The 13844-nt window shown below is 69.6% G+C and carries 12 protein-coding genes; 5 read left to right on the top strand and 7 right to left on the bottom strand.

From position 1 onward, the window contains the following. Positions 1–8: 8 nt before the first annotated feature. From HW130_RS24675 to HW130_RS24665, 3 genes are read right to left on the bottom strand one after another with little or no spacing between them, the layout of a single operon-like run. The gene (locus tag HW130_RS24675) at positions 9–269 is read right to left on the bottom strand and encodes a hypothetical protein (protein WP_218183940.1); all 261 of its coding nucleotides are present in this window, start codon (positions 267–269) and stop codon (positions 9–11) included. Beyond that, the gene (locus HW130_RS24670; RefSeq protein WP_309140557.1) at positions 266–937 is read right to left on the bottom strand and encodes a sigma-70 family RNA polymerase sigma factor; all 672 of its coding nucleotides are present in this window, start codon (positions 935–937) and stop codon (positions 266–268) included. Before HW130_RS24670 ends, HW130_RS24675 begins: the two co-directional genes overlap by 4 nt. After that, a complete protein-coding gene (locus HW130_RS24665; RefSeq protein ID WP_177151878.1) occupies positions 937–2484 on the bottom strand; it encodes a sodium:solute symporter in 1548 nt (515 codons plus the stop codon). The genes HW130_RS24670 and HW130_RS24665 overlap by 1 nt, the downstream gene beginning before the upstream one ends. 652 nt (positions 2485–3136) lie before the next feature. Between HW130_RS24665 and HW130_RS24660 the strand changes: the two genes are divergently transcribed. Continuing rightward, a complete protein-coding gene (locus HW130_RS24660) occupies positions 3137–5179 on the top strand; it encodes a carbon starvation CstA family protein (RefSeq protein WP_177151918.1) in 2043 nt (680 codons plus the stop codon). After that, positions 5176–5385, top strand: coding sequence for a YbdD/YjiX family protein (locus tag HW130_RS24655; protein ID WP_177151877.1), 210 nt, complete (start codon positions 5176–5178; stop codon positions 5383–5385). The genes HW130_RS24660 and HW130_RS24655 overlap by 4 nt, the downstream gene beginning before the upstream one ends. Positions 5386–5441: 56 nt before the next feature. Here HW130_RS24655 and HW130_RS24650 read toward each other — a convergent pair whose 3' ends face one another. The 4 genes from HW130_RS24650 to HW130_RS24635 form a co-directional block, all read right to left on the bottom strand. After that, positions 5442–5978 (bottom strand): SUKH-4 family immunity protein, encoded by a 537-nt coding sequence (locus HW130_RS24650; protein WP_218183939.1) that lies wholly within the window; start codon positions 5976–5978, stop codon positions 5442–5444. 35 nt (positions 5979–6013) lie between these two features. Then, positions 6014–7573 (bottom strand): nucleic acid/nucleotide deaminase domain-containing protein, encoded by a 1560-nt coding sequence (locus tag HW130_RS24645; protein ID WP_177151875.1) that lies wholly within the window; start codon positions 7571–7573, stop codon positions 6014–6016. 157 nt (positions 7574–7730) lie between these two features. Next, positions 7731–9356 carry a hypothetical protein gene (locus HW130_RS24640; protein ID WP_177151874.1) on the bottom strand — a complete coding sequence of 542 codons (1626 nt, stop codon included), beginning with the start codon at positions 9354–9356 and terminating at the stop codon, positions 7731–7733. Between the two features lie 239 nt (positions 9357–9595). Then, entirely contained in the window at positions 9596–10486 is an 891-nt protein-coding gene (locus tag HW130_RS24635) for a nucleic acid/nucleotide deaminase domain-containing protein (RefSeq protein WP_309140556.1), read from the bottom strand. Between the two features lie 289 nt (positions 10487–10775). Between HW130_RS24635 and HW130_RS24630 the strand changes: the two genes are divergently transcribed. From HW130_RS24630 to HW130_RS24620, 3 genes are all read left to right on the top strand, one after another. Continuing rightward, the gene (locus HW130_RS24630) at positions 10776–11597 is read left to right on the top strand and encodes an SAM-dependent methyltransferase (RefSeq protein WP_177151873.1); all 822 of its coding nucleotides are present in this window, start codon (positions 10776–10778) and stop codon (positions 11595–11597) included. A gap of 93 nt (positions 11598–11690) precedes the next feature. After that, positions 11691–12596 carry a LysR family transcriptional regulator gene (locus tag HW130_RS24625; protein ID WP_177151872.1) on the top strand — a complete coding sequence of 302 codons (906 nt, stop codon included), beginning with the start codon at positions 11691–11693 and terminating at the stop codon, positions 12594–12596. 89 nt (positions 12597–12685) lie between these two features. After that, complete coding sequence (locus HW130_RS24620; protein ID WP_177151871.1) at positions 12686–13258, top strand: cysteine dioxygenase family protein; 573 nt, start codon at positions 12686–12688, stop codon at positions 13256–13258. Positions 13259–13844 lie beyond the last annotated feature (586 nt).

Raw genomic sequence — 13844 nt, 5'->3', positions numbered from 1 at the left:
TGTGCACGTCACGGCTGGACGATCACGTCGATCCGTTCCTGGCCCGGCGGCCGGTCGGGGGCGGCGAAGGAGTGCAGTGCCCACAGTCCCACCAGGTCGGCGACGGCGACGATCAGCACCGCGAGCACCAGCATGACGAGCCGGCGCCGCCGGTCCCGCCGCTGCCACTCCGAGCGGGCCCTGGCGTAGGCGTCGGGCGACGGCACCACCGTCGACGCCAGCGAGTCGAGGGTGTCGCGCAGCCGGGCCTCGGGGTCGTCCACACTCATCGATGGGTCTCCATGGCCCGCGACAACGCGTGCATCCCGCGGGAGATGTGCGACTTCACCGCACCCGTGCTGATCCCCATCGACTCGGCGATCTCCCTCTCCTTGAGGTCCATCCAGTAGCGGAGGACCAGTGCCTCACGCTGCCGGGTGGGCAGGTTCTTCAGCGCGTCGACGACCTGCCGCTGGTCCTCGTGGAGCATCGCCGTGGCCTCCGCGGAGGCGATCTCGGAGACCTCCATGTCGGCATGGCGACGGGACACCTGAAGGCGCCGTATCCGCATCCGCACGAGGTTGCACACCACAGAACGAAGGTACGCGGGCGCGGCCTCCGGCGCACGGAGTCGGTACCACCGGTGGTGCAGCACGCAGAACGCCTCCGCGACCACGTCCTCGGCGTCCTGCTCGGCACCCAACAGCACGGCCAGGCGGACGAGTTGGGCATGGTAGCCGTCGAAGAGCCGGATCATCGCCGTCTCCCGCTCCACGTCCCGCAGGTCCACACCGGGCTCGGTGCCCGCGGGCATCGGCGCCGGCGCGTCCTCGGAGGAGGAGACGGGACGGGGGGAGGCGACTGCGGCGCCGCGCTCCGTGGCGGTGCGGCCACGGCGCCACGGCGTGTCCGTGCGCTCCATGCGCTCCGTACCCTCCGTGCGCTCGGTACGCCTCATCACGCCACCTCCCCGTCGTGCGTCGAGCGGGCCGGTCTCAGCACTCCGGCCAGGCCGCGCGGCACGCCGAGCCGGTCCAGCAGCGGGCTCGTCAGCGCGACGACGCCGAGGTTGACGGCGAGGCCGACGACGCCGGCGTACACCTGGACCTGTACGGGGCCGAGGGCGAGCGACACCAGGGAGGAGAAGCCGCTCGCGTTCACCAGGGCCGTGCCGACGACCATGCCGAGCAGCCATCCGGCGAGCAGGGAGACGCGGTGCGGGGTGCGGTGCAGCAGGCCCAGCGCGATCGTCGGCAGGATCTGCAGTACCCATACCGCGCCCAGCAGATGGAGGTTGATCGCGGCCTGATCGCGCAGCCCGAGCGCGAAGGCCAGCGCGCCGACCTTGACGACCAGCGACATCAGCCGGGCCATCCGGGTCACCTGGGCATCCGTGGCCGTGGGGTTGACGAACTCCAGGTAGACGTTGCGCGCGAAGAGCGTCGCCGCGCCGATGGACATCACGGCGGCCGGCACGAGCGCCGCCACGACGATGGCGCCCAGGAGGAGTCCGGCCGCCCAGCCGGGTGCGAGGTCGAGGACGAGCAGGGGGATCGCCAGTTCCGAGCGGCCGGGCGGCGGCCGGACGCCCGCCGCGAGTGCCGCGATCCCGAACAGGGCGAACAGGCCGAGCATCGTCGTCCAGCCCATCAGACCGACGGACGAGCGCCGCAGGACGTCCGTCGAGCGGGCGGAGAAGGCCACCAGGAGCACGTGCGGGAAGGCGAACAGCGCGAGCGCCGAGCCCAGGGCCAACGACGCGTAGGCCGGCGCCAGGGAAGGGTCGGGGACGAGGGTGGAGACGCCGTCGCGTGCCACGAGCGCCGCGTCTGCGCGGGCGAACAAGGACGAGGGCGAGCCCAGTTCGGTCAGGACGAGCGCGCCGATGGTGATCGTGGCGCCCACGACGAGCACGGCTTTCACCAGCGACACCAGGGTGGGCGCCCGCAGCCCGTACCGGTAGGTGGAGACGGCCAGTACGGCGAAGACGGCCGTGAGCGCGGCGTCGCCCGGCAGTCCGTCGGGCCGCAGCCCGAGCACGCTGAGGACTGCCCGTAGCCCGAGCAGCTGGAGGGCGATGTACGGCATCGTGGCGAAGATCCCGGTGAGCGAGACCGCGAGCGCGAGCAGCGGCGAGCCGTACCGCTCCCGCACGAAGTCGGCGACGGTGACGTGCCCGTGGGCACGGGCCGCCGATGCCAGCCGCGGCAGCAGGACGAAGGCGATCGTGCAGATGATCACTGTGTAGGGCAGGGCGTAGAACCCGATGCCACCGGAGGTGAGGACGGCGCCAGGCACCGCGGTGAACGTGTACGCGGTGTAGACGGTGCCGCCCAGCAGGCACCAGATGAGACCACCGCCCTGGCGGCGGTCGGCCAGTGCCCAGTCCTCGAGGTCCGCCCTGACCCTGGTGCCGCCCGAGGTGAGGCGGGCACCCCTCAGCGCGGTCGCCGAGGCCACCAGTACGACAGCCGTACAGGTGATCACAGGGGCGAGGTTACTCATGGCTCCTCCACGCTCGTTGTGGCCTGATGTCCGTTCACGGCCGTCGGATTCACCGCCAGGGGGCGACGGCGCACCGGCCGTCGGCGGTGGAAATCCGGCCACGTCGCGGTAAACCCCGGCGGGACCGAACGCAACTGAACGGACGAGGAAGCCATGCCAGGAGGCCGTCGCGAGGCCGAACGAGTCACCAGCACGGAGGAAGCCGGCCCCCAGAGCCGGCCACCGACAGTTGAGGAGTGAACCACTGAATTCAGCCAAGTGCTAGACCCGCGACGTGGGGAAGGACCGCGTGCGGAGTGACGCCTCCACCTGCCCGAAATCCCGTCAGTAGCGGGCACGCCGCGGGAGACGCCCGAACACCGTGCCTGGCGGCCACCATTGACAACGGTGGCCGAAAACTTCCGGAAACCCGCTGTCAACCGATGCACGGCCGACCGCAACTCCTCCGTGAATCCGTTCCGCGGATCCGCCGCGCGTCGTGATCCTCGTCGCGCGTATCCGATCCGCTTCGCGTGTTCTCCGTGCCTCCGTGCAGGAGACCCCGGCAACTGGAGCAACTGTGCTACGTAACGGCGCCCGCAGCGCGAGACCCACTCCGACAACGATCCTGACCTGGACGGGCGTCGCCCTCGTCGGCGCCCTCGCCTGGGGCATGGTCGCACTGGCCAGGGGCGAGGAGATCTCCGCCGTCTGGCTGGTCGTGGCAGCCCTCGGTTCGTACGCGATCGCCTACCGCTTCTACTCCCGCTTCATCGCCCGACGCGTCCTCGAGCTCGACGACCACCGCGCCACCCCGGCCGAGCGGCTGGACGACGGCATCGACTACCAACCCACCGACCGACGCGTCCTGTTCGGTCACCACTTCGCCGCCATCGCCGGCGCCGGACCGCTCGTCGGTCCCGTCATGGCCGCGCAGATGGGTTATCTTCCCGGCACGATCTGGATCGTCGTCGGCGTCATCTTCGCCGGTGCGGTGCAGGACATGGTGGTCCTCTTCCTCTCCATGCGCCGCGACGGCAAGAGCCTCGGCCAGATGGCGCGCGACGAACTCGGCAGGACCGGCGGCGCGGCGGCGCTGATCGCCGTCCTCGCCATCATGATCATCCTGCTGGCGGTGCTCGCCCTCGTCGTCGTCAACGCGCTGGCCGACTCGCCCTGGGGCACGTTCTCGGTGGCGATGACGATCCCCATCGCCCTGTTCATGGGGTTCTACCTGCGCTACCTGCGCCCCGGCCGGGTCGTCGAGACCAGCGTCATCGGCGTCGTCCTGCTGCTTCTCGCCATCGTCGGCGGCGGCTGGGTCGAGAACTCCTCGCTGGCCGGCGCCTTCACCTGGGCGCCGACGACGCTCGTGTTCTGCCTGGTCGGATACGGATTCGTAGCCTCCGTGCTGCCCGTGTGGATGCTGCTGGCTCCCCGGGACTACCTGTCCACCTTCATGAAGATCGGCACGATCGTGCTGCTGGCCGTGGGCGTCGTGGTGAGCGCACCGCTGCTCAGGAACGACGCCGTCAGCCCCTTCGCCGCCTCGGGCGCCGGCCCGGTCTTCGCCGGGGCGCTGTTCCCGTTCCTGTTCATCACCATCGCCTGCGGCGCGCTCTCCGGCTTCCACGCCCTCGTGTCCTCCGGCACCACACCCAAGCTGATCCAGAAGGAGTCGCAGGTCCGGCTGATCGGCTACGGCGCGATGCTCATGGAGTCGTTCGTGGCCGTCATGGCCCTCGTCGCGGCCTCCGTGCTCGACCCCGGCCTGTACTACGCGATGAACGCCCCGGCCGGTCTGCTGGGCACCACCGTGGACAGCGCGTCCCAGGCGGTGGCGGGACTCGGCTTCTCCATCTCGCCGGGCGACCTGGCGGCGGCCGCGAAGTCCGTCGAGGAACAGACGCTCATCTCCCGCACGGGCGGGGCGCCCACCCTCGCCTTCGGCATGGCGGAGATCTTCTCCGGGGTGTTCGGGGGCCAGGGCATGAAGGCGTTCTGGTACCACTTCGCGATCATGTTCGAAGCGCTGTTCATCCTCACCACGGTGGACGCGGGCACGCGGGTCGGCCGCTTCATGCTCCAGGACATGCTCGGCAACGTCTGGAAGCCGATCGGCCGGGTCACCTGGAAGCCGGGCATCTGGATCACCAGCGCCGTCATCGTCGGACTGTGGGGCTACTTCCTCTACGTCGGCGCCACCGACCCGCTCGGCGGGATCAACCAGCTCTTCCCGCTGTTCGGCATCGCCAACCAGCTGCTCGCGGCGATCGCCCTCACCGTCGCCACGACGCTGCTCGTCAAGGCCGGCAAGCTGCGTTGGGCCTGGGTCACCGGAATCCCACTGGCCTGGGACGTGGCCGTCACCTACACCGCCGGCTGGCAGAAGATCTTCGACAGCAACCCGAAGATCGGCTTCTTCGCCCAGCGCGAGCTGTACGCGGACGCACTCGACGCCGGAAAGGTGCTGGCCCCCGCCAAGTCGCTCGACGACATGCACACGGTGGTGCTCAACTCCACCGTCGACGGCGTCATCATGGCCGTCTTCCTGGTGCTCGTGACCCTGGTCATCGGCCACGCGGCCGTGATCTGCGTCCGCGCCGTACGGTCCCCCGAGCCCCTGCCGACCACCGAAACGCCTTACGTGGAGTCCGCGATCGAGGTGCCCGCGCCGCGGTCCGAGGCGCTGGCCGGGGCGCGGGAGCGGGGATGAGAACCGGCCCGCTGACCGAACCTCTTACGCGCCTGCTGCGGGGCGTCCGGTGGTACCTGAGGGAGATCTCGGGGGCGGCGGACTACGACCGCTTCTGCCGGCGACACCGGGAGAACCACCCCGGTGCCCCGGTCCCGACCCGGCGGACGTACGAGCGGCTGCGCGCCCGCCACCGCGAGGAGAATCCGCAGAGCCGCTGCTGCTGACCGAGAGTGAACCGGACGTGGGCCGCCGGGGCTTGTCCCGGCGGCCCGTCATCGCCTCAGAAGATGCCGTCGGACATCTCGAAGTGCATGTGGCTCCAAGGGGAGTCCTCATCGAGGAAGGCGAGAGGCTCGACGGCCTCGACTTCGGCCTTCATCCGGTCAGGTGACAGGTCGACATCGTCCTCCCTCTCCCGCATGAATTTCTTCAGAATCAGCAAGGAGCGGACGAGCGACTCGACGTCGCGATGAATCGCGACAGGATTCCCTTCGCCGTCATCGGAAAAAGAGTAGACCTTCCCGTCGGACGGGTCGAGGGCGGCGACGGCGTACGGAAAGTATCCGAGCAGGAGCCACCCCCGGCACTCGGTCGGCACGTCCTTCTCGGTGCGGTCCGCCCAGGCGCCGACGTGGTGCGAACAGGTAGCCCCTTCGTCCTCCGGATCGGTCTGCGAAAGGAACACATCGTCATTCGGTAGACCGACACGGGAGAGGAACCCGGCAGCTTCGGCGGGCAGCGTGGAATGCTCGCCGATGCGGGGGTAGATCGTGAAGCCGTCGAGACCGAAGGACTCCACCAGGTCGCTCAAATCCACAGTGCGCAAGACCTTCAACTCGCTTTCGTTCCTGATTAACGTCCGTGATTCTTCTTCAGTGCATCGATATAGTCCTTGTGGGGCTGGTTCCTCTTCTTCGAATCGGTTTCCGAGGAGTCGTAGTCGGCAGCATGGTGCACCTCCAGGGAAGGATTCTTGGAAGCGAAGTACTTGTCGAGCCAGCGCTCACAGTTCGAAAGTTTTTGGCAGGGTGCCCGCTCCGTGAAGACGGCTTGCAGACCCGCTTCCTTCTTCTTTTTGATGAGCGGGTAGCCGATGGAGCGCTCCGAATGCATGCCGTCACTGTAGCCCACGAGAATCAGCCGCTTGCCCGTGTTGGGGTCCACATAGTAGCCCGAGGCGTAGTTCTTCCCGTACGAGTAGTTGTCCTGCGCCTTCCGTGCGAGCTGGGTGGCGTGGCCCAGCCTGTCGTTGTAGGCGTTGATTTTCGTCGACGTCACCTTGCCCGGGTGCTTCGCCGTGATGGAAGTCTGTTCACTCTGCTCCTTTTTGTTCGGGCGCCACGCCTTTCCATTCGGCTGGAGCAGGTCGTGAATGCCTGAATCGTCAGTCGCGGAGAGCGGCTTCAGTTTTCCGTTGGGCAGCAGCTCCTGCACCGTGCCGTCCTTCGACAGCAGGTACATGGGGACGTCGTCGTCGTGGCGCAGTTTCTTGTAGTCGCACTTGTCGATCTTGTCCTTGACGTCTTTGTCAGTGCTGTCGTTGCTCTTCTTCGTCTTGTCGAGACCGTCGACGTTCTTCTCGATCTCCTTCGACATCTTGAGCGTCGTCGACTCGACCTTGTCCTCAGCCTTGTCGATGGCCTGGCCGAATTTGGAGAAGCGGTCGTCCTTCTTCGAGACGATGCTGCGCTTCTCCCGCCGGCCGTCGAACTTGGTCTTCTTGTCCTGAAACCGGCCGTGCTCCTTGCCCAGTTGCTCGATCGCGTCGGCGAACTCCGCGAACTCGATCCACAGGTCCTGGCCCACGGCATCCGAACCCTTGGGCAGCAGCTTGCCGTTCTCGTCGTGTCCACCCGATTCGACCTTGTCGTCGAACAGGCCTTCCAGCTTGGAGAGGACCTCGGCCTCGATCTTCTCGACGGCGAGGTCGACGAGTTGCTGGACCAAGAGGTCAATGGCTTCCCTGACGGCCACCTTGAGTGCCGCCGCAGCAGCCGCCCCGAGGAGCGCGGTGAGTCCGCCGGTGAAGAACGCGGCGATGACACTGCCCGTGATGGTCGCCGCCGCGGCTGTCAGGTCGCCGATGATCACGTACTTGCAGGTCGTGACGTACCCTGCCCCGCTGTCCATGGCGTCGGCGAGCACGTCAACTGCTGTGGCCAGGTTCTTCATGTCCTGCCCGGACACCTTGCCCCAGCGAGTCTTGAAGGCGTCCACTGCGGCGCCCTTGCTCTTCCCCGCTGTGACGTTACTGCAGGCCTTGTTGCTGTCGCGGACGGTGTCCAGCAGCTCCTGGGAGAACTCGCGGTACTCCCGCGCCGTGTCGCGGAGTTCGTCCTCGTCGATGTCCGGCCAGTCGATGCCTACGAGTTCGAGGACGTCCCGCAGATCCTCAGGCAGCTGCACACCCATACCCGACCCCCGTCGTCAATGCGTGAACTCAGAATCACTCCAACGAGTGTATGGGTATGGGTGTGAGAACCAACGGACTTACGCCCCAAGCCTCCTGACGGTGACACAGGTGAGACAGAGTCCTCACACCTTCTCCTCGTCACCGAGGCCGAGAAGCTCAGCGGGGTTCCATCACCACGGTCATCTCGTCGGTGCCGATCACCACGTAGCGGTCGAGGCAACACAGCGCACGAACCGGTGGTCCGGGACGGAGCTCCCGTACGGCGGTGTGGAATTCGGCGTGGTCGGATCCCGGATCCAGCACTTCGTGCCGCACGAGACCGTCCGCCCAGGCCACGGCGATGGCGGCGCCGAGCACCGCGCCGTCGTCGGCTGACAGGGCGGTCACGGGGTACGGTCGGGCCTGGACAGGGACTTCAAGCGGTTCGGAGCCCAGGCCCCACACGTGGACATTCCCATCCGTCCCGCCGGAATAGACGAGACACGGCCCCTCCGCACCGTCGTCGGCAGCCAGGGTGAGCGATGCAAGGGCCGTGACGGGGCCCTCGTGAACCTGCCGCGTGAGCACGTCCGGCGGTCCGGGGTGCTCTGATGGCTGTCGGATGAGTACATGCACCCGACCTGTCTCATCCCCGAATGCGGCGCCTCCCTGTACCGCACAGGCAGCAGTCAGGCGCGCGTCTCCCGGCACGCTGCCGGGGAACTCCAGAAGGGCGTCCCGCAGTGGCTTCCATTCGTCCACTGCCGCGTCGAGCAGCCCGCGAAGTCCTCCGCCGACCGGATACGAGGCCTCACCCACCGTGTGGTCCCGGCCCCACTCGTCGAGCACGACCACGGTTCCGTCCGGCAGCCCGAACACGGCCAAGGGGGTGCCTGTCGTGTCCGCAGCCAGCCTCGCCTGCGGAACCCCTCCCTGAGCAGGGATGACCCTCAAGTCGCCTGACACCCCGGCAATCAGAACCTGTCCCCTGCGCTGTGCCGTCCCCGGTGCCAGGGCGGCGACCGGCCCAGGCCAGCCGGGGCCGTCGTCGTCCCGAGTGGTCGACCACACGACCTGCCACGGGCCGGATGCTGCATGCTCGGCGAGCCGAGCCCGTACGTCCAAGGCTTCGCCGGCGGCCGCGGCGCCGCCGCTTCCCAGTGCGGCGAGGAGGACCAGGGCGCGCGAAGCGCGCGGCTGAGCGAGGTGGAGGGACTGTCCGGCGCGTATCCAGGCGCGACCCAGTTCGCCTACGTGCCCCCCTGTCCGTTCGGCTTCCTCCAGCCACGCCGCGACCCGGTGCGGCTCGGCGGCCAGGAGTGTGTCGACGTCGAACGACGGCAAAACGGGGGCCGCTGTCGGGACGGGTGCCCAGCCCAGAGCCCGCCCCGGCGACGGGTAGCAGTCGATCACGTCGACAAGGTTCGGATTCGCCTCAGCAGTGGTCGGCCGGATCGAGGCGGCCCACCGGTCGAATCCGGCCCGGTCGGTCCAGCGTGGGTCGGCCAGATCCATGACAGCGGGAGCGGCTACGGAGCCGATCAGCACCTCCGTGCACGGAACATCGGTTCGCGTCTCGATCACCATGCGCACCTGAGGCAGTGCCAGGAGCGGCAGCAGCAAGTGCTCGACGATGTCCACCGGCTCGTACGCGCCGTGCAGTTCAGGCACAACGAAGACGGTACGGCGGGGATCCGCAGCCACGGCCGCGACCAATTCGTGCGGCGCCCGGGCAACGATGCCCAGGTCGTCGGCGAACATCCAGGTCGCCGTTCGCAGGCTCCGTTCGAGCAGCGGTGCCACCGTGTGCACTCTGCGCTCCGGGGCGCTGTCCTCGGTTCGCGTGCCACCGTGCTCCACGAGCCAGGCCAGCAGGTGCGACTTCCCGGCGCCTGTCGGGCCTGTGACCGCGCAGAGGCGCGGAGCCCGGGGGTCGGCCAGCCAGCTGATCAGCGCACCCGCCGCGGGCTCACGGCCGGCCCCGGGCTTGCGCAGCCGTACACCTGAGGCCTCAGTTCCTCCCCGTGTGGAGACGTTGCCGGTCACTGCCCCTCCTGCGCCCGCCTGGCCGCCTCGACGATGAGCTCCTTGAAGCCGGCCTCGCGCGACTCCGCCGTCTCGCCGTAGTCGAAGCTGTGGGTGAATTCGGCGTTCGGGAGTGCGGTGCGCATCCATACGGCGCAGTAGTGGCCGGGCATCAGGCACGGCTCCAACTCGCAGTACACACGAGTGACCTGCTCGGGGCGAATGCCGGAGGCTGACAGGCGCTGCCAGATCCGCTCCTCCGGGTGCGCGCGTCCAGGCCCCGTCGCGTCGGTCACGATTTCCTGCCGTCCGTCGTCCATCCGGAACTCGAAGGCGGCGTGGAAGGGGAAGTTGAGCGTGTGTCGCACATCGTCCAGGACACGCGGCCACCAGTTCTCGCGCTCCGCGAACGCGGCCGGGTCAAGCGCCCTGAGTTCCGCGTTGAGTTCGGCGAAGACCACTGCGGCCTGCTCCATGCCGTCCGCGGCCGCGATGCGGGGTACGGCCCGGTCCAGGGCGAGAAGCGAACGGTTCAACAGTGCGACGGAGGAGCTCACGTACATGTCGGGAATCACCTCCGACAGCACGACCGCCTGAATGGCGCCGTCAGGCCGTACACAGAGCTCCGCGCCCCGGTCGTCACCGAGACGCAGCCAGTGCTCCATCTGCCGTGGAGGCGCCGGCTGTCCATGACGTGCGGCGTAGGAGCCGAGCTCCACGGGCTCGTCGCGGGACGCCACGCGGAAGTACGGGCCCACGACCACCGGCACACCCGTCGACGCGAGCTCGGCTCGTGCGTCCTCGTCGGGGAGAACGACACCGGCCAGGGAAGCGGTCGAGTAGCGGCGCAGTCCGTCGACACCGAAGTGCTCGACGACCGGGTTCGCGGGATCGATTGACTCGTTCACGGGCTCGTACGCTCCAGGAATCCAGGGTTGCGGCAGTGCGTCACGAGCCTATCGCCACCGCCTCACGGGAGCTTGAGGCACCGGGACAGCACCCCGGGACGCGGTTTCCATCCGGCGTCCGTAGCGCCCCGCCGCGCGCACGAACGCGTTCACCTCCTGGTACGGCCTCGCCGCCCGCCATCCGCACAGCCCGCACAAGGCCGTAGTTGTCGCCTCCCGTACAGGCTGGGAGGATCGCTGGTCGATCTGCCCGCGGGAGCCGGGCCTCGACCGACCGGGGGAGCCTCGTATGGCCGGAACCGACAGCACCGACGCACGGACCGACAGGATCGACACCAGCAGGCCGCACCCGGCCCGGGTGTACGACTGGTTCCTCGGCGGCAAGGACAACTACCCGGTCGACGAGGAACTCGGCCGGCAGATCATGGGCGTCGACGGCACCGCCCGGCACGTCGCCCGGACCAACCGCTGGTTCATGCAGCGCGTCACGCGCTGGATGGCGCGCCAGGCCGGTGTCCGCCAGTACCTCGACATCGGCACCGGCATCCCGACCGAGCCCAACCTGCACCAGATCGCCCAGGCCGCGGCCCCCGAGTCCCGCGTCGTCTACGCCGACAACGACCCCATCGTCCTCACCCATGCCGAGGCCCTGCTGCGCAGCACTCCCGAAGGCGTCACGGACTACATCCAGGCCGATGTGCGCGAACCGGAGCGCATCCTGGAACAGGCGCGCAAGACCCTCGACTTCACGCGGCCCGTGTCCCTCTCGCTGGTCGCGCTCACGCACTTCCTCGGTGACGAGGACCGCCCGTACGACCTGGTGGAGCGGCTCGTGGCGGCGCTGCCCCCGGGAAGTCACCTCGTCCTGTCCCAGCTGACGGCCGACCTCGACCCGGCCGCCGTGCTGCGCGGCGTGCAGATGTACTCCGCGGGCGGCGTCACCCTCGTCCCGCGGACGCACGCCGAGGTGTCCCGCTTCTTCGACGGGCTGGAGCTCGTCGAGCCCGGTGTCGTCCAGCTGACGCGGTGGCATCCCGAGCTGGCCGTGGACGAGACCGTCGACGAGGACGCGGTGATCTCCCTCTACGGCGCGGTGGCCCGCAAACCCTGAGAGGACGCGGCCACAGGGGGCGGTCCGGCGCCGCCCCCGGTTTCCGCGCACCCCAAAAATCTCTTATGGCGCGCTCTCGCCTATGATGCGCCGGTGTTCGATTCCCGGCACATCAGGACGTTCCACGAAGTCGTCAGGACCGGCTCGTACTCGGCCGCGGCCCGTGCCCTCGGCTACACCCAGCCCGCCGTCACCCAGCAGATGAAGGCCCTCGAACGGGACGTCGGCTCCGCGCTGTTCGTGCGGGTCGGGCGCGGCATGCGGCTCACCGAGGCCGGACAGGCGCTGTCCCGGCACGCGAGCGGCATCCTGGACTCCATGTCGGCCGCGCAGGAGCAGATGAACGCCCTGACCCGGCTGCGTTCCGGCCGGGTCCGCCTCTGCGCCTTCCCCAGCGCCAACTCCACCCTCGTGCCCGAGACCCTGGCCCGGCTGGCCGCCTCCCACCCGGGCATCCGCGTCGACCTGCTGGAGGACGAGCCGCCCGAGTCGCTGCGGCGGCTGGCGCGCGGCGAGTGCGACGTCTCCCTCGCCTTCACCTACCCCGGACTGCGTCAGCACGTGCCCGGCGAACTGGTCGAGATCCCGCTGCTGGAGGACCAGTTGACCGTTCTTCTGCCGCGCGCCCACGCCCTGGCGCGGCGGCGCATGGTGCGCCTCGCCGACCTCGCGGGGGAGCGGTGGATCGCCGGGTGCCCGCGCTGCCGTGCCAACCTGCTGCACGAGTGCGCCGAAGTGGGCTTCGTGCCCGACATCGCCTTCATGACCGACGACAACCTCGCGGTGCAGAGCCTGGTCGCGGAAGGGCTCGGCGTGGCGATGATCCCCGCGCTCGTCCTGAACTTCATGCGCCACGAGAAGGTCGCCGGCCGGCCCCTGCAGCCCTTCTCGCGCCGCAAGATCTTCGCGTACGTGCTGCGGGAGCACCTGAGGGTTCCGGCCACCTCGCTCGTCCTGGAGGAACTGAGGACGGTGGCGGCCAACAAGGTCGGCTGCTGAGCGCCGACGCGCCGCTCATAAGCACCGCTTGGGAGAGCCCAGGAAATCGTCGTTGGACGTGAAGCTGAGCGCGGCCGGACGCTGCCCGCATGACGACATCACCCACCGCCTTCACCGCGGCCCGGACCACCGCCCGTCTCGACGCGCTGATCGATGGCGTGCGCGAGGCGGTCGGGCGCGGGCTGCCGCCGGACCTGACGGCGCATCTCGTCGGCGAGCGCCTCGCGCCGCACCTGGGAGCGGACGACCTGCTGACCCCCGAGCAGTGTGAGAGCGATCCGGAGCGCTACCGGCAGCACCTGCTGCACGCCGAACACGACGGCAGCTTCTCCCTCGTCGCCCTCGTCTGGCTGCCGGGGCAGGGCACGGTGGTGCACGACCACGTGGCCTGGTGCACCACCGGTGTACATCGGGGCGAGGAACACGAGCGGCGTTACCGGCTGGTCCCCGCCGACGGCCACGGCTCCACGGCGCGGCTCGTCGCCACCGCCGACGCGGTGGCCCGGCAGGGCGAGGTCTGCGGTTTCGCGCCGCCCGGGGACATCCACCGCGTACGGAACGCGGGTTCGGCGACCGCGATGTCCCTCCACGTCTACGGTGCGGACATCTCCCGCCTCGGCACCAGCGTCCGCCGCGTCTACGACCTGCCGGCCGACCGCTGACCGCTCGGCGCACCGCGAAGCCGCCGCCGAACGGCCTGCCGGCCCGCTGTCGTTCGCGTGCGGCGCCCGCCGGCTACGCCTGCCGACCGACCGCTGACCGCCCACGCATCGCGACGCCGCGCGGAATGGCTGCCCCCCGATCCGTCCGGCGCGGTGCCGCGGCGAACGGCCCGCCGGCCGACGGTTGTTTGCGCGCGGCGCCCGTCGCGTCGGGCGGTCCACCGGTTGCGACCGTGTGGGCCGCGGTCACGCCTGCGTCACATGGCCCGCCGCACGCTGCCGCGACCCGCGAGCTCGACGACCCTGCGGCCTCGAGGCCGAGCACCGCGGCGTTCGCCCGCACGTGACGGTCGCGGCTGACCGGCCCGGCGCAGGGCGGCCCAGGAACGGCCCGTCGGCCGACCGTTGTTCGCGCGCGGGGCCGTCGCGTCGGGCGGCCCGCCGACCGTATGGGAGGCGGCCACGCCTCACGTCAGACGGTCCGCCGCACCGCTGCCGCGTGCCCGGCGCACCTCCACCGCCGACGCCCGGGCGCGCGGCCGCCCGGAACGGCCCACCGCGTCCGGGCCCGTCCCCCCGTCACCAC

This window comes from Streptomyces sp. PKU-EA00015 (genome assembly GCF_013387495.1).
Lineage (GTDB): Bacteria > Actinomycetota > Actinomycetes > Streptomycetales > Streptomycetaceae > Streptomyces.
Note: the sequence above shows the minus strand (reverse complement) of the source record. Positions and strands in the feature narration are given on the sequence as shown.